The following is a 16435-nucleotide window of genomic DNA, read 5'->3' as shown; positions in this document are numbered from 1 at the left end:
CCCGTTATGTGACTTACTCTGCTTCATCTAACCAGACTAGCAGAATCGCCTCCAGAATTTTTTCATTGGATGCGGCAGGATCGTCATCAAATTCCTCAAGATCGCAGATCCACTGATGAAGATCGGTGAAACGAACGGTCTTGGGATCGAGATCGGGGAACGCGTCGTACAGCGCTTCGCCGATTTCACGGCTATCGGTCCACTTCAGTCCCATACTATCCTCTGTTAATGCTCACGTGCATGATTGATTGTGTAACGTGGGATTTCGACCACTAAATCGTCCTCAGTGACACGTGCCTGACAGCTTAAACGGCTCTCCGGCTCCAGTCCCCAGGCTTTATCCAGCATATCGTCTTCTTCTTCCGTGCTTTCCGGCAAAGAGTCGAAACCTTCACGCACGATGCAATGACAGGTCGTGCAGGCACAGGATTTTTCACAGGCGTGTTCAATCTCGATCCCGTTACGCAGGGCGACATCGAGAATGGTTTCACCGGTCTCAGCTTCCAGAACTGCGCCATCGGGACAGAGATCCTGATGAGGCAAAATAACAATCTTTGGCATATTAAACCTCGTCCACGGAATGGCCTTTCAGCGCGCTACGAACGGATTTGTCCATGCGGCGAGCAGCGAATTCCTGGGTTTGTTTGTCTACGTTTTTAATGGCTTGTTCGATAGCGTCAACATCATCACCCTGCGCAACCTCGCTCAAATGCGCGGCGGCGGTGTCGATGTCCTGACGCTCTGCGGCGCTTAACAGCGCGGCATCAGCAGCGAGTGCACCGGATAAGCTTTCCAGTACACGCGCAGCTTCGACTTTCTGTTCTGCCAGCATGCGAGCTTTGACATCCTGCTCGGCAAAACTCATCGAATCCTGAATCATGGAGGCAATTTCGCTGTCCGTCAGACCGTAGGACGGTTTGACCTGGATGGAGGATTCAACGCCGGTGGATTTCTCCATGGCGGTTACGCTCAGCAGCCCATCAGCATCGACCTGGAAGGTCACGCGGATATGCGCCCCACCCGCCGGTAACGCCGGGATGCCACGCAGTGCAAAACGCGCCAGCGAGCGGCAATCCTGAACCAGTTCACGTTCGCCCTGCATCACGTGGATGGACATCGCCGTTTGACCATCTTTGAAGGTGGTGAAGTCCTGTGCGCGAGCCACCGGAATGGTGGTATTACGCGGGATAACTTTTTCTACCAGACCGCCCATGGTTTCCAGCCCCAGGGACAGCGGGATAACGTCCAGCAGCAACATTTCGCTGTCCGGCTTATTACCGACCAGAATATCCGCCTGGATAGCCGCACCAATGGCGACCACTTTGTCAGGGTCGATAGCCGTCAACGGCGTACGGCCAAAGAATTCACCGACGCGTTCACGCACCAACGGTACGCGCGTTGAACCACCGACCATCACTACTTCCAGTACTTCCTGCGCGTCGACACCCGCATCTTTCAATGCACGGCGACAAGCCAGTAATGTGCGCTTAACCAGCGGGGAAATGAGATCATTGAAGGTGTCACGGGTGATTTCACCCTGCCAACCGGCGACGCTAACCGCCACAGTCTCGGCATCGCTGAGCGCAATTTTTGCGGCGATAGCCGCATCGAGCAGTTCGCGCTGCACACGGTTGTCGCTGCGATCGGCAACACCCGCCTGCTCGCGAATGTAATCGGCCAGCAGGTGGTCGAAGTCATCGCCACCGAGTGCGGAATCCCCGCCCGTTGCCAGCACTTCAAATACACCACGGCTCAGGCGCAGAATAGAAATATCAAATGTACCGCCGCCGAGGTCATAGACCGCAATCACACCTTCCTGACCGGAATCCAGGCCATAGGCGATAGCCGCTGCGGTGGGTTCGTTCAGCAAACGCAACACGTGCAGACCCGCCAGACGCGCAGCATCTTTCGTGCCTTGACGTTGTGCGTCATCAAAATAGGCCGGAACGGTAATCACCACGCCGTCCAGTTCGCCAGCCAGTGCTTCCGTTGCCCGCGCAGCCAGCGCTTTCAGAATGTCGGCAGAAACACGTACCGGATTAAGCAAACCGGCAGCGGTTTCAATCATCGGCAGGCCGTTTTCGCTCGCCTGGAACGTATAAGGCAGGTGCGGGTAACGCGTCTGGATATCCGCCAGTGAGCGGCCCATCATGCGTTTTACCGAACTGACGGTGTTTGCTGTATCCTGCGCGGCATTCGCGCGCGCATCGTAACCGACCGAGTAGCCCTGCTGCTGATAGTGAACCACTGACGGCAACAGGTGGCGACCTTCATGGTCAGCCAGCGTTTCGGCCTGGCCGCTACGTACGGTCGCGACCAGGGAGTTGGTGGTGCCTAAATCGATACCGACCGCCAGACGGCGCTGGTGCGGCGCGGCACTCAGACCAGGCTCACTAATTTGTAATAAGGCCATTTTCGCTTCCGAAATTAAAAATCGAGCAGTTTTTCTTCGAGTTGTTCTGCACTGCTTCGCAGTTTATCGAGAAATCGCAGTTTACGCACGGTATCCGCCGCGACGTCCCACGCCTCGCTATTGAGCTGTTCCACCATCAGTTGATGACGAACGTTGTACATTTCGTCGATGCGTTTCATCAATGCATCCAGACGTGCACTGTCTTTTGCCTGTTCAATTTCATCCAGCTCTTCCCGCAGTTCCAGTTGTTCCATCAGGAATGCGGTATCGCGCACGGTGTGCTGTTCGCTTCGGATATCAAAGCCATGTAAAGACAGTAAGTATTCGGCGCGCATCAAGGGATGACGCAGCGTTTGCCAGGCCTGGTTGATCGTGGCGGACTGCGAAACAGCAGCAAGTTGTTCCGCCTGGGAACCACTGGCGAATTTATCAGGATGATACTGACGTTGTAGATCCTGAAAACGTAGGCTCAGCGCCTGAGTATCGAGCTGATAACGGGCCGGTAAGCCAAAGAGGGTGAAGTAGTCCATAACATTCTCAGGGCATCGATTCTCTGTTGTTCGATGTGGCAAAACCAGAGAGTCAGGTAAAACAAACCCCACGCGCAGGCGACCACGGTGGGGTTATCGGTAAGCGCGTTACACGTGGAAGCTTTCGCCACATCCACATTCGTCTTTCACGTTCGGGTTAGTGAACTTAAACCCTTCGTTCAAACCTTCTTTGACGAAATCTAACTGCGTACCGTCCAGAAATTGCAGGCTTTTACCGTCGATCACGACTTTGACGCCTTTGTCTTCAAACACGGTATCTTCAGCCGCCGGCTCGTCAACAAATTCCAGTACATAGGCCATACCTGAGCAGCCGGAGGTTCTCACGCCCAGACGCAGACCAAACCCTTTACCGCGGTTTGCCAGGAAGGTATTTACTCGCGCTGCTGCACTGTCGCTAAGGGTAATCGACATAATAAAACCTCAATTCTTAATTATTTTGCTTCACGTTTGCTTTTGTAATCCGCAATCGCGGCTTTAATCGCGTCTTCAGCCAGGATAGAACAGTGAATCTTCACTGGTGGCAGTTCAAGCTCATCGGCGATATCGGTGTTTTTAATCGCTTGTGCTTCGTCCAGCGATTTCCCTTTCACCCATTCGGTAACCAGAGAACTGGAGGCAATAGCGGAACCGCAGCCGTAGGTCTTGAAACGCGCGTCTTCAATGATACCGTCATTGTTGACCTTAATCTGCAACTTCATTACGTCGCCACAAGCCGGTGCACCCACCATGCCGCTGCCCACGTTCTCGTCGCTGTTATCGAACGAGCCCACGTTACGTGGATTCTCGTAGTGATCGATTACTTTTTCGCTGTAAGCCATGAAGAATTCTCCTTATCTACCGATTAGTGATGTGACCATTCAATGCTGTTCAGATCCACGCCCTGTTTGAACATTTCCCACAGTGGAGAAAGATCGCGCAGACGGCCAATGGAGTTGCGAACCAGATTGATGGTGTAGTCAATCTCTTCTTCGGTAGTAAAACGACCTAAAGAGAAACGGATTGAGCTGTGTGCCAGCTCGTCGGTCATCCCCAGCGCACGCAGTACGTAGGAGGGTTCCAGGCTTGCAGAAGTACATGCAGAGCCGGAGGATACAGCCAGGTCTTTCAGCGCCATAATCAGCGACTCGCCTTCAACAAAGTTGAAGCTGACGTTGAGGATGTTCGGTGCGCCCTGCTCGAGGTCACCGTTAAGGTACACCTCTTCCATATCTTTCACGCCGTTCCACAGACGGTTACGCAGACCGCGCAGACGCGCCATCTCGGTTTCCATCTCTTCTTTCGCGATACGGTACGCTTCACCCATGCCGACGATCTGGTGAACAGGCAGAGTGCCAGAACGCATGCCGCGCTCGTGACCGCCGCCGTGCATCTGCGCTTCAATACGAATACGCGGCTTACGACGAACGTACAGTGCGCCGATACCTTTCGGGCCATAGATTTTGTGGCCGGAGAAGGACATCAGATCGACTTTCAGTTGGCTCAGATCGATAGGCAGTTTGCCTACGCTCTGGGTCGCATCAACGTGATAGATGATGCCGCGCGCACGGCACATTTCACCGATAGTCGCGATATCCTGAACCACACCGATTTCGTTGTTCACGTGCATGATGGAAACCAGGATGGTGTCATCACGCATCGCTGCTTCGAGTTCTTTCAGATCGATAATACCGTTGCGCTGCGGGGCGAGGTAAGTCACTTCAAACCCTTCGCGCTCCAGCTGACGGCAGGTATCCAGCACGGCTTTGTGTTCGGTTTTGCTGGTGATGATGTGCTTGCCTTTTTTCTGATAAAAGTTGGCAGCACCTTTAATCGCCAGGTTGTCGGATTCCGTCGCACCAGAAGTAAAGACGATTTCACGCGGATCGGCACCGACCAGGTCAGCAATCTGGTTACGGGCGATATCTACCGCTTCTTCTGCTTGCCAGCCGAAACGGTGTGAACGAGAGGCCGGGTTACCAAAGGTTCCGTCCAGGGTCAAAAACTGCATCATTTTCTCGGCAACACGCGGGTCCACCGGCGTGGTTGCGGAGTAGTCGAGATAGATCGGTAATTTCATTGCTCTATAAACTCCGTACATCGCTTCAATGCAAGGAACCAGGCAACCGGCTGGATGTACGACCGAGTTAACGGGGCGTCCAACACCCCGGCCTGATTCTGAAATACTATTATTAAGCGCGTAACTTAACGTCGATCGCGTCTTGTGCACGGTTTGTGCGTGGAGCGTCATGCGTGTGCTGGCGACCGGACACATCCAGAACTTCCTGGTTATTCACCAGTTCGCCCAACGTAATGTTGTTGAGGAAACCGGTCAGACGGTCGCTCAAATCACGCCACAGCGCATGGGTCAGGCACTTATCGCCGCCCTGACACCCGCCTTTGCCCTGGCAACGCGTCGCATCTACAGACTCGTCAACAGCGCTAATCACTTCACCTACTGCGATGCTGCCTGCATCTTTACCCAGTAGATATCCGCCGCCTGGTCCACGTACGCTGGAAACCAGACCGTTTTTACGCAAACGAGAAAACAGCTGCTCCAGATATGACAGGGAAATACCCTGACGTTCAGAAATATCAGCCAAGGGTACCGGGCCCGTTTCGGAGTTGAGCGCAACGTCCAACATTGCGGTCACGGCGTAACGCCCTTTAGATGTCAGTCTCATGTCTTACTTAGCCTCAAACTCGCCCCTGCCCGGGGTTTTTTATTGTAAAATGGGGGTATTGCATAGCAGGGGCAAGTCTGACATTCCCGACTAAATCAGTCAACTATTTACTTGACTAATTTAGTCAGGTATTTAACCTTCAGTGCCGTTTTCATCTGCCGGAAGGCGCTTCGCGTATCCGACCTATTTTCCTTTATTCTGCTGCTCAATAGAAGCAAGCATCCCACGCAAAATATTCAACTCCTGACTCTCAGGACGCGCGCGGGTGAACAAGCGACGCAGTTTGTTCATCACCTGCCCCGGATGGTTCTCACGGATAAAACCCGTCGATAAGAGCGTTTGTTCCAGATGGCCGTAAAAACGTTCTAAATCGTCCACCAGCGGATACTGCGTTTCTTCATATTCAGCGGTCTTACCGCTTTCCTGCGTGGCCAGCCAGGCCATGCGCACTTCATAAGAAATGACCTGCACCGCCATCGCCAGGTTCAGCGAACTGTATTCCGGGTTGGCTGCAATGGCGACGTGATAATGGCATTTCTGCAGCTCATCGTTGGTCAACCCCACACGTTCACGGCCAAAGACCAGCGCCACCGGGGTGTTCGCCGCTTCGGCGACGCTTTTTAAACCACATTCGCGCGGGTCAAGCATCGGCCACGGCAGAGTGCGTGAACGCGCACTGGTCCCCACCACCAGACTGCAACCCGCCAGCGCTTCATCCAGCGTGTCCACGATCTGGGCGTTGCCAATCACATCACTGGCGCCAGCCGCCAGGGCGATGGCCTGGGAGTCCGGTTTTACCAGTGGATTCACCAGCCACAGATTGGTTAAACCCATGGTTTTCATTGCACGGGCCACAGAGCCCATATTGCCAGTGTGAGAGGTCTCCACCAGCACAATTCGAATATTTTGCAGCATTGTATTTCTTCGGCTAAAGATTATTCGCCCATATTATCATAAAACGAAGACATATTCCGAACTCGCTGCTATACTCTGCGCCGTTTTCCCGTTCTTTAACATCCAGTGAGAGAGACCGATGCATCCGATGCTGACCATCGCCGTGCGCGCAGCGCGCAAGGCGGGTAATGTAATTGCCAAACACTACGAAACACCAGACTCTGTAGAAACCAGCCAGAAAGGCAGCAATGATTTCGTGACCAACGTCGATAAAGCCGCAGAAGCGATTATTATCGAAACGATCCGCAAATCTTACCCTCAGCACACCATCATCACCGAAGAAAGCGGTGAGCACGCTGGTGAAGATCAGGATGTTCAATGGGTTATCGATCCACTGGATGGCACCACCAACTTCGTAAAACGTCTGCCGCACTTCGCGGTATCAATCGCAGTACGCATCAAAGGCCGTACTGAAGTCGCTGTTGTTTACGATCCAATGCGTAACGAACTGTTCACTGCAACGCGCGGTCAGGGCGCACAGCTGAACGGCTATCGTCTGCGTGGCAGCACCGCTCGCGATCTGGATGGTACCATCATCGCTACCGGCTTCCCGTTCAAAGCGAAACAACACGCTGCTTCTTATATGAAGATCCTGGGCAACATGTTTACCGAGTGTGCTGACTTCCGCCGCACCGGCTCCGCCGCGCTGGATCTGGCCTATGTTGCCGCCGCTCGCGTTGACGGTTACTTCGAAATTGGTCTGCGTCCGTGGGATTTCGCGGCAGGTGAGCTGATCGCTCGTGAAGCTGGCGCGCTGGTATGCGACTTTACCGGTGGTCATAACTACATGGCGACCGGCAACATCGTTGCAGGTAACCCGCGTGTTGTTAAAGCCATGCTGGCAAATATGCGTGACGAACTGAGCGACGCGCTGAAGCGTTAATCTCAGCAGAGCCCGGTGGCGTTACCGTCTACCGGGCCTACAACCACCGAGACTGTTCAAAACGGTCTTAATCCCCTGCCCACCGGCACTGCGCTCATCCACATCACCACAGCAGCAACAATCAATATTGCGCCCCCCGCTAAAGCCAGCGTCGTCCAGCCAATCTGTCGCCACAACACAGGCGCCTTATGACCACTGAGTCTCACGGCCAGTGATCGAAAACTGTGTACCAGCAAGGCCAGAGAGGTAATGGTCAGGGATGTGCCTGCTGCCATCGCCAGCGCAGAGGCCATTCCCCAGCTAAATACGCCAACCACTTTACTGAACAGCAACACCATAATGGCCCCGGAACAGGGACGCATTCCCATAGAGAGAATAATCATCAGTCGGGCGCGCCAGTCTTCGCCGCGTTGTATCTGTTCGGGATCGGGTAAATGCTGATGCCCACAGCCGCAGTGCTCATGATGCACATGATGCGGTGTAAAGGCAGTAAATTTAGGTCGGCGCAGCAGCGTGCGTAACTTTTTTAATGCCCGCCAGCACAGCAAAACGCCCAGTACGCCAACCAATGCATAGCTGCCTTTTTCCAGCCAGAAACTGCTCATATGCAACTGACGTGCAGGCAGTTGCAGGACGGTCAGCACCACAACCACCAAGGTAATCGCCACCAGTCCTTGTAATAAGGAAGAGGCCAGCGTCAGTCCGATACTCGATTTCAGCTTAGAGGGGTGCGTCGCCAGCCAGGTGGTAATGACAATTTTTCCATGCCCCGGCCCCAGCGCATGCAATACGCCATAAATAAAGCTAAACAGCAGCAACGAGCCCCCGGCGCGGGTTGGATTGTCGGCAACCGCTTTCAGCAAACCGCTCATCTGCTGATTAACGTCCCGCTGCCAGAGGATACTTTTCACCATCACCTGCGGCCAGGCCTGCCATAGCCACAGCGCCCCTCCTGCTGCCAGCAGCAAAAAGACCGCCAGCGGCCACAGCATCAGCCAGCGGCGCGTCGTTGTACGCTGTTGATACACTACTGACATTGCAGCTTCACCGTCTGTGCAAACTGTTTACCCAAATCCATATCCTCCGGCGGCGCATCTTCTTTATCTAACGACTGCGCAAAACTCAGCGTATCTTCATTCGGCGTGGGCGTATGCACGCTCATTCGGCATTGCTTGCTTAGTTCCTGCGTCAGCGCGGCATCGCTGTCCTTGTCGTAGCTCATATCCACATAGTAGGTAGGATCGAATGTGGAAATCATATAGGTCTGCCCGGCCAGCGGCTGCGGCTCAGCCAGCGGTAACGTGAATGTCAGTACGGCCTGGTGTGCCTCGCGCGCCATGCCATATTCAGTCGGGCGATTTTTAAACTTTACCTTTTGTCCGTTATGCCACACTTCAGTGAAGTAGTGTTGTCCGAGCACGTTGGCCATCACTTCCGCCGCCAGTTTTTTCCAGATCTCATCTCCGGGTTTTGCATTGCCCGCGTCATACAGCAGATCGGCAGAGGTGATTTCGTCCATCGTCCAGCGCATCTTCAGCGCCACAAACTGGTTATTCTCACTCACGATCTCGGTCTTAAGATGAATAAAGCTGTGGGGGTGCGCGCCGACACGAAAGGACAGGACAGCGAGAAATAGCGTTACGGCGAGGCGTCTAACGCGTTGCATGAGTTCTCCACGGTAAAAATACAAGCCGCCACAATGATGACGTCTTTGGCGAAAGAGTGGTGAGCATATCATCGAACGGAAAAATGTTGAGCACCCTTTTCCGGTATCGATTCAGTTCTCAATTTCGACAATTTCTTATTTTCCCGTAACCGAAAAAACGACGTTTCGTTGCTTCAATTTACGCCAAATGATGCATTAATGTTAATTATTGGTTTAAATATAATGATTCATTAACATCACAAAGATGACAAATAATTCAAAACCCATCAATTTTAACTAAAAATTAACCATTAATTATCCATAAAATAACAATAATGGGCATGCATCACATTCTTCAAACTTATGATTCATTCCCTCTTCCATTCGTTGTTAACTTCACGCCGTAACATGCCCTGCCCCCTACTAAAGGTACAACTATGAAATTCAAACTCGCATTACTCAGTGCAACCCTGGTTTCTGCATGCATGTTGTCCGGCACGTCGTTTGCGGCGGAAAAATATGAAATTGCTGTGGTTGCCAAAGTCACCGGTATTCCCTGGTTTAACCGAATGGAAACCGGCGTGAATGAAGCAGCAAAAAAACTCGATGTCAATGCTTACCAGACCGGTCCGTCAACGCCGGATCCGGCCCAGCAGGTCAAAGTGATTGAGGATCTGATCGCTAAGAACGTTAATGCGATCATTGTGGTTCCTAACGATGCCAAAGTCCTTGAACCCGTACTGAAAAAAGCACGTGATAAAGGCATCGTGGTCCTGACGCACGAATCCCCGGACGAGCAAATCGGCCAGTGGGATATCGAAACGATTGATAGTGAAAAATACGCGCAGGCCAACGTTGATGAGCTGGCGAAAAATATGGGCGGCAAAGGGGGCTACGCTATCTATGTCGGTTCGCTGACCGTGCCGTTGCATAACGCGTGGGCGGATTTTGCGATTAAGTATCAGAAAGAAAAATATCCAGAGATGTTCGAAGTCACCTCCCGTCTGCCCGTCGCGGAAAGCATCGATAAGTCCTATGCCACCACGCTGGATCTGATGAAAACTTACCCGCAGATGAAAGGGATTATCGGTTTCGGCTCACTGGGTCCTATCGGTGCAGGCCAGGCCGTACAGAAAAAACGCGCCAAAGATAAGATCGCCGTCGTCGGGATCGCGATGCCAGCGCAGGCCGCACCTTACCTGATGCGTGGCGACATCAAAAAAGCGCTGCTGTGGGATCCGAAAGACGCGGGCTACGCACTGGTAACGGTTGCCGATCAGCTGTTGCAGGGTAAAGAAGTCAACGCCGATTTGAGTATCGATGGTTTAGGGAAAGCCGATATCGACACGGAGAAGAAAGTGATCCGCTTTAACAAGATCCTCGAAGTCACCAAAGACAACGCACAATCACTCGGTTTCTAAGGCCTTAGCCAACACCAGGGAACCCTAACGCCGACCGTCTGGTCGGCGCTATCGACCAAACTAACACTCAGCGTCCCCCCGGACGCTCGCAGGGGTATTGTCCATGACAGACACCACCGCATTTATCACTCTTGAGAATATCAGCAAACAATTCCCGGGCGTGCTGGCGCTGGATAAGGTGAATTTGACGCTGAAAAAAGGTGAAGTTCACTGTCTGGCGGGTCAGAACGGCTGTGGTAAAAGCACCATTATTAAAGTGATCTCCGGGGTTTATAGCCCTGAGAAAGGCGCACAAATTTTACTCGACGGTAAATTGTTCCATCACCTGACGCCGCAGCTCTCTTCCCACTATGGTATTCAGGTTATTTATCAGGATCTGTCGTTGTTTCCCAATTTTAGCGTCGCGGAAAACATCGCGGTTAACCGTTATCTGCCAGGCGGCGATATCTGGGTAAGGCGTGGAGCCATGAAGCAGCAGGCTCTGGCGGCCATGCAGCGCATCGGTGTGAACATCGACCCGGATAAAAAAGTCGAAAAACTCTCGATTGCCGACCGACAACTGGTCGCGATTTGTCGGGCAATCGCCGCCGATGCCCGGTTAGTCATCATGGACGAACCCACGGCCTCTCTGACCCGCCAGGAAGTTAACGGCCTGCTGCGGGTGGTCAACGAACTGAAAGCCGCCGGGATTTGCGTGGTCTTTGTCAGCCATCGTCTTGATGAAGTGATGGAAGTGGCGGACCGCATCAGCGTGATGCGCGACGGCAAACTGGTGGGGACTTATCCTGCCAGCGAACTGGACAGCCACGAGCTGGCCTTCCTGATGACCGGACAACGTTTCCACTACAGCCCACTGCCGGAAAGACCCGCGATTGAGCAAGAGCCACTGCTTGAGCTGCGCAATCTCAGCCGTCGGGGTAAATACCAGAACATTAATCTGTCGCTGCACGGCGGCGAGATAGTTTCCATTGTCGGCCTGCTCGGCGCCGGACGTACCGAGCTCTGTCTGAGCCTGTTCGGCATGACGCACCCGGAAAGCGGTGAAATCCGTATTAATGGCCAGCCGGTCCAGCTTCGCAACAACCACGATGCCATTAAACATGGGATCGGCTACGTCTCTGAAGATCGCCTGACACAGGGGCTTATCATGGAGCAGTCGATCTACGACAACACCATCGTGACGGTGTTTGACCAACTCCATACCCGTAGCGGCCTGCTCGATCACCGCAAGGCGCAAACGCTTGTCGCTGACCTGATCCGCGAGCTGAACATTAAAGTCTCCGATCCGCATCTGCCGGTCAAAACACTTTCCGGCGGGAATGCCCAGCGTATCGCCATTGCTAAATGGGTGGCGACCAATCCGCGCATCCTGATCCTCGACTCACCTACCGTTGGCGTGGACATCGCTAACAAAGAAGGCATTTATCAGATCGCCCGCGATCTGGCGGAACAGGGAATGGCGGTGCTGATGATTTGCGATGAAATTCCGGAAGCGTATTACAACAGCCATCGCGTGCTGGTGATGCGTCGCGGCAAGCTGGTAGCGGAATTTAACCCTCATCACTGTCGTGAAGAGGAGATTGCTGAAGTGGTCGAGGTCATCAATGAATAGTCTGCGTTTATCCCGTTTGATCGGGCAACATGAGTTCTGGCTGGGGCTGCTGGTCGTGGCGCTTGCCGTCGGACTGAGCATCAGTACCGATGAGTTTCTCTCACTGGGGAACCTGACGGATGTCGCCACCAGCTACGCGATTCTTGGCATCCTGGCCTGCGGTCTGTTTGTGGTACTGATTTCTGGTGGGATCGACATCTCTTTCCCGGCCATGACCGCCATTGCCCAATACGCGATGGCCAGTTGGGTTATCGGCCACGGCGGTAACTTCGCACTGGCGCTGGCGATTGCCGTTGCGGTGGGTCTGCTGCTCGGGCTCATCAACGGTTTTCTGGTCTACTGGCTGCGCGTCCCGGCGATCATCATTACCATCGCCACGCTGAACGTTTACTACGGTCTGCTGGTTTACGCCACCAAGGGCACATGGCTGTATGGCTTCCCGGACTGGTTTATGAACGGCATCAACTGGTTCTCGTTCACCGCGGCGGACGGCTATGACTACGGTTTGACGCTGCCCCTTCTGTGTCTGGCCGCAGTAATCATTTTTACTGCCGTGCTGATGAACTATACCCGTCTTGGCCGCCAGGTTTACGCCATGGGCGGCAACCGTGATGCGGCCTCGCGTCTGGGGTTGAACCTGCTGAAATTGCATTTCTATGTGTATGGCTATATGGGCATTTTGGCGGGTGTAGCCGCCGTGGTGCAGGCACAAATCACCCAATCGGTGGCCCCCAATTCACTGCTTGGTTTTGAGCTGACAGTGCTGGCTGCTGTGGTTCTCGGGGGAACCAGCATGAGCGGTGGACGCGGCACGCTAACCGGAACGCTGCTTGGCGTTGTCCTGCTGGCCTTCTTACAAAACGGCCTGACGCTACTGAGCGTCTCCTCTTACTGGCACACCGTGTTCAGCGGCGCCATTATCCTGGTCAGCATCAGCGCCACGGCCTGGAACGAAAAACGCAAACTGGCAAGGGAGCTTTGAGATGAAAACAATCGCCAGATTCTTACCCGGTGATGCCATTATTCGTCTGCAATGCGTCATTATTATCGTCGTCGCGCTGGTCTTCTCGGCCCTGCTCGGCAGCCGTTTTTTCAGCGTCGCAAACTTTCAGTCCATCGGTTCGCAGTTACCGATCCTCGGCATGCTGGCCCTGGGAATGGGCATGACCATGCTGACCGGCGGCATTAACCTGTCGATTATTGCCGGGGCGAACGCCTGCTCGCTGGTGATGGCGGCAGTTATCGTTACCCATCCGGACAATCCGCTGTTTCTGGTGCTGGCACTGCTGGCGGGAGCGGCCGTGGCGGTTGCCATCGGCACCCTGAACGGCGCGCTGATCGCCTGGGTCGGCGTGTCGCCTATTCTCGCCACACTCGGCACCATGACGCTTATCTCCGGGCTGAATATTCTGCTCTCCAACGGGACGGTCATTTCCGGCTTCCCGGCGGCGATTCAGTATCTCGGTAACGCGACGATTGCCGGGATTCCGGTCGCGCTGCTGCTCTTTTTCCTCGTGGCGATCCTGCTGTGGGTACTGCTCGAACACACCACATTGGGGCGCAGCCTGTATCTCGTCGGTTCCAATGAACAGGCAACCCGCTACAGCGGCGTGAATACTGTTCGGGTACAGATTTCCGTATACGTCATTTCGGCTCTGCTCGGCTGGGTAGCCGCCATTCTGATGATGGCGAAATTCAACTCGGCGAAAGCCGGATACGGCGAATCCTACCTGCTGGTAACCATCCTTGCTTCCGTACTCGGCGGCATCAACCCGGATGGCGGCTTCGGTCGCATTATCGGCCTGGTGCTGGCGCTGATCGTGCTGCAAATGCTGGAAAGCGGCCTTAACTTGCTGGGGGTCAGTAGCTATCTGACGATGGCGCTGTGGGGCGCGGTGCTGATCCTCTTTATCGCATTACAGAATCGTAAAGCCTGATTTCAGGAGAAAAAATTATGGCAAGTTACTTTATTGGTGTGGATGTCGGAACCGGAAGCGCCCGGGCAGGCGTATTTGATCTTAACGGCAGAATGGTCGGTCAGGCCAGTCGGGCCATCGAGATTTACCGCCCGCAAGCCGATTTTGTTGAGCAGTCCTCCGATAACATCTGGCAGGCAGTGTGTAACGCGGTTCGCGACGCCATCAACCAGTCAGATATCAACCCGATTCAGGTGAAAGGTCTGGGTTTTGATGCAACCTGTTCACTGGTGGTGCTGGATAAAGAGGGTAAACCGCTGACCATCAGCCCCTCCGGACGCAGCGAACAGAACATTATTGTGTGGATGGATCACCGCGCCATTACCCAGGCCGAGCGCATTAACGCGCTACACCATCGGGTGCTGGACTATGTCGGTGGGATTATCTCGCCGGAAATGCAGACGCCAAAACTGCTGTGGCTGAAACAGCATATGCCCAACACCTGGGCCAATGCAGGCTACTACTTTGATCTGCCTGACTTCCTGACCTGGCGCGCAACAGGCGATGACACGCGTTCCTTGTGTTCGACAGTGTGTAAATGGACCTACATGGGCCATGAAGACAAATGGGATGCCAGCTATTTCCGCCAGATTGGGCTGGAAGATCTGCTGGAGCATGATGCCGCTAAAATTGGCCGCTACGTGAAAACCATGGGCGAGCCACTCGGACATGGCCTGTCAGCACGTGCCGCCAGCGAAATGGGGTTAATTCCGGGAACCGCCGTCAGCGTATCCATTATCGATGCCCACGCCGGTACCCTGGGTACGCTTGGCGCCTGCGGCGTTTCCGGCGAGGTGGCGGATTTCGACCGTCGTGTGGCGCTGATCGGCGGCACCTCTACCGGGCATATGGCAATTTCTAAAGAGCCGCGTTTTATCGGCGGCATCTGGGGCCCATACTACTCTGCCGTTCTGCCGGAATACTGGCTCAACGAAGGCGGACAGTCGGCAACGGGGGCGCTCATCGACCACGTGATTCAGTCGCATCCGTGCTATGAAACGCTGCTGGCACAGGCAAAGTCTCAGGGGCAAACGATTTACGAAGTGCTGAATACGCTGCTGCGCAAAATGGCCGGCGAACCGGAAGATATCGCGTTCCTGACCCGTGACATGCACATTCTGCCTTATTTCCACGGTAACCGTTCCCCGCGCGCCAATCCGACGCTCACCGGTGCTATCACCGGACTGAAGCTGTCCCGCACGCCGGAAGACATGGCGTTGCAGTATCTGGCGACTATCCAGGCCATTGCCCTGGGGACTCGTCATATTATCGAGACGATGAACCAAAGCGGTTACACCATTGATACGATTATGGCCAGCGGCGGCGGCACGAAAAACCCGATCTTCGTTCAGGAACATGCCAACGCCACCGGCTGCGCGATGTTGCTGCCGGAAGAGAGCGAAGCCATGCTGCTGGGCGGTGCGATGATGGGAACCATCGCGGCAGGCGTGTTTGACACCCTCCCGGAAGCGATGTCGGCAATGAGCCGGATTGGTAAAACGGTTACTCCGCAAACCAACCGTATTAAGCAGTACTACGATCGCAAATATCGGGTGTTCCACGAGATGTATCAGGACCACATGAAGTACCGCCAACTGATGCAGGAGGATGCATGAGTGATTCCTGGTCTCAGGCCAGCGGCGTATGGCAACTCTACAGCGATGCTCTCGCAGGACTGAGCGAGCATCTGACGGCGCAACGCTGGCTGTCACTGATGGCGGAACTGCGCGATTGCACGGGAAAAATCGTGGTCACTGGCGTGGGTACTTCCGGTATTGCCGCACGTAAAGTGGCACATATGCTTGCCTGCGTGGAGCGTCCGGCGATTTACCTCAACGCCACCGATGCCGCACATGGCGATCTGGGTTTTTTACGTGCCGACGATCTGGTTATCATGCTGTCGCGCGGAGGCAATTCAGATGAACTCACCCGCCTACTGCCCGGACTGACCGCGAGAAAGGTGCCGATCCTGAGCGTCACTGAAAATGCGAATTCAGCCATCGCGAAAGCGTCGCGTCTGGTCATTTCCACCGGCGTACAGCGCGAAGCCGATCCGCTAAACATGCTGGCAACCACGTCAATTATGCTGGTACTGGCAATCTTTGACGCCGCCTGCGCCTGCCTGATGAGCGAAAGCGGCTACTCAAAGGAGACCCTGCTGGCAGTCCATCCTGGCGGTGATGTGGGATTAACACTCAGTCAGCAGCAAAAAATCTAAACCACGTAGTTCTGCTTTATTTCCCAACCCCGTCATCCGCTGGCGGGGTTTTTGTCGTTTAAACAGCAGATAAAACAGTGAAAAAGTGGGTTATCGCGCTGC

General features: G+C 54.2%; 18 protein-coding genes. 7 read left to right on the top strand and 11 right to left on the bottom strand.

The annotated features are described in order from the left end of the window. Positions 1 to 13: 13 nt before the first annotated feature. The 9 genes from iscX to trmJ form a co-directional block, all read right to left on the bottom strand. The gene (iscX, locus tag N7268_RS16015; RefSeq protein WP_260863675.1) at positions 14 to 214 is read right to left on the bottom strand and encodes a Fe-S cluster assembly protein IscX; all 201 of its coding nucleotides are present in this window, start codon (positions 212 to 214) and stop codon (positions 14 to 16) included. Between the two features lie 11 nt (positions 215 to 225). Continuing rightward, the gene (gene fdx / locus N7268_RS16010) at positions 226 to 561 is read right to left on the bottom strand and encodes an ISC system 2Fe-2S type ferredoxin (protein ID WP_003037690.1); all 336 of its coding nucleotides are present in this window, start codon (positions 559 to 561) and stop codon (positions 226 to 228) included. A gap of 1 nt (position 562) precedes the next feature. Further along, positions 563 to 2413 carry a Fe-S protein assembly chaperone HscA gene (hscA, locus tag N7268_RS16005; protein WP_260863674.1) on the bottom strand — a complete coding sequence of 617 codons (1851 nt, stop codon included), beginning with the start codon at positions 2411 to 2413 and terminating at the stop codon, positions 563 to 565. A gap of 14 nt (positions 2414 to 2427) precedes the next feature. Further along, a complete protein-coding gene (gene hscB / locus N7268_RS16000; protein WP_260863673.1) occupies positions 2428 to 2943 on the bottom strand; it encodes a co-chaperone HscB in 516 nt (171 codons plus the stop codon). Positions 2944 to 3051: 108 nt separating this feature from the next. Next, a complete protein-coding gene (iscA, locus tag N7268_RS15995) occupies positions 3052 to 3375 on the bottom strand; it encodes an iron-sulfur cluster assembly protein IscA (RefSeq protein WP_003835203.1) in 324 nt (107 codons plus the stop codon). A gap of 20 nt (positions 3376 to 3395) precedes the next feature. Continuing rightward, a complete protein-coding gene (gene iscU, locus N7268_RS15990; RefSeq protein ID WP_132726084.1) occupies positions 3396 to 3782 on the bottom strand; it encodes a Fe-S cluster assembly scaffold IscU in 387 nt (128 codons plus the stop codon). A gap of 23 nt (positions 3783 to 3805) precedes the next feature. Beyond that, on the bottom strand, positions 3806 to 5020 hold the full coding sequence (gene iscS, locus N7268_RS15985; protein ID WP_198903330.1) for a cysteine desulfurase: 1215 nt from the start codon (positions 5018 to 5020) through the stop codon (positions 3806 to 3808). A 112-nt stretch (positions 5021 to 5132) separates the two neighbouring features. Next, positions 5133 to 5624: a Fe-S cluster assembly transcriptional regulator IscR gene (gene iscR / locus N7268_RS15980; protein WP_003037674.1), complete on the bottom strand. Its 492-nt coding sequence runs from the start codon at positions 5622 to 5624 to the stop codon at positions 5133 to 5135. 183 nt (positions 5625 to 5807) lie between these two features. Continuing rightward, complete coding sequence (gene trmJ, locus N7268_RS15975; RefSeq protein ID WP_198903329.1) at positions 5808 to 6539, bottom strand: tRNA (cytosine(32)/uridine(32)-2'-O)-methyltransferase TrmJ; 732 nt, start codon at positions 6537 to 6539, stop codon at positions 5808 to 5810. 118 nt (positions 6540 to 6657) lie between these two features. Between trmJ and suhB the strand changes: the two genes are divergently transcribed. Beyond that, positions 6658 to 7461 carry an inositol-1-monophosphatase gene (gene suhB / locus N7268_RS15970; protein ID WP_032939467.1) on the top strand — a complete coding sequence of 268 codons (804 nt, stop codon included), beginning with the start codon at positions 6658 to 6660 and terminating at the stop codon, positions 7459 to 7461. 56 nt (positions 7462 to 7517) lie between these two features. Here the strand turns inward: suhB and N7268_RS15965 are convergent, their stop codons facing one another. Continuing rightward, positions 7518 to 8498, bottom strand: a complete 981-nt coding sequence (locus N7268_RS15965; protein ID WP_260863672.1) for a nickel/cobalt transporter — start codon at positions 8496 to 8498, stop codon at positions 7518 to 7520. Further along, positions 8489 to 9127: a DUF1007 family protein gene (locus tag N7268_RS15960; RefSeq protein WP_260863671.1), complete on the bottom strand. Its 639-nt coding sequence runs from the start codon at positions 9125 to 9127 to the stop codon at positions 8489 to 8491. Before N7268_RS15960 ends, N7268_RS15965 begins: the two co-directional genes overlap by 10 nt. A 416-nt stretch (positions 9128 to 9543) precedes the next feature. Here N7268_RS15960 and N7268_RS15955 point away from each other — a divergent pair, with 416 nt between their 5' ends. From N7268_RS15955 to N7268_RS15930, 6 genes are all read left to right on the top strand, one after another. Beyond that, a complete protein-coding gene (locus N7268_RS15955) occupies positions 9544 to 10527 on the top strand; it encodes an autoinducer 2 ABC transporter substrate-binding protein (protein WP_260863670.1) in 984 nt (327 codons plus the stop codon). 103 nt (positions 10528 to 10630) lie between these two features. Next, entirely contained in the window at positions 10631 to 12139 is a 1509-nt protein-coding gene (locus N7268_RS15950) for a sugar ABC transporter ATP-binding protein (protein WP_260863669.1), read from the top strand. Continuing rightward, positions 12132 to 13121 (top strand): ABC transporter permease, encoded by a 990-nt coding sequence (locus N7268_RS15945; RefSeq protein ID WP_198903324.1) that lies wholly within the window; start codon positions 12132 to 12134, stop codon positions 13119 to 13121. Before N7268_RS15950 ends, N7268_RS15945 begins: the two co-directional genes overlap by 8 nt. Before the next feature lies 1 nt (position 13122). Next, entirely contained in the window at positions 13123 to 14076 is a 954-nt protein-coding gene (locus N7268_RS15940) for an ABC transporter permease (protein WP_260863668.1), read from the top strand. A gap of 17 nt (positions 14077 to 14093) precedes the next feature. Next, a complete protein-coding gene (locus N7268_RS15935; protein WP_260863667.1) occupies positions 14094 to 15731 on the top strand; it encodes an FGGY-family carbohydrate kinase in 1638 nt (545 codons plus the stop codon). Then, a complete protein-coding gene (locus tag N7268_RS15930; protein WP_260863666.1) occupies positions 15728 to 16333 on the top strand; it encodes an SIS domain-containing protein in 606 nt (201 codons plus the stop codon). The genes N7268_RS15935 and N7268_RS15930 overlap by 4 nt, the downstream gene beginning before the upstream one ends. Positions 16334 to 16435 lie beyond the last annotated feature (102 nt).

This window comes from Citrobacter sp. Marseille-Q6884 (genome assembly GCF_945906775.1).
GTDB lineage: Bacteria > Pseudomonadota > Gammaproteobacteria > Enterobacterales > Enterobacteriaceae > Citrobacter.
The sequence above is the reverse complement of the archived record's forward strand: the minus strand, read 5'-3'. Positions and strand labels throughout refer to the sequence as shown.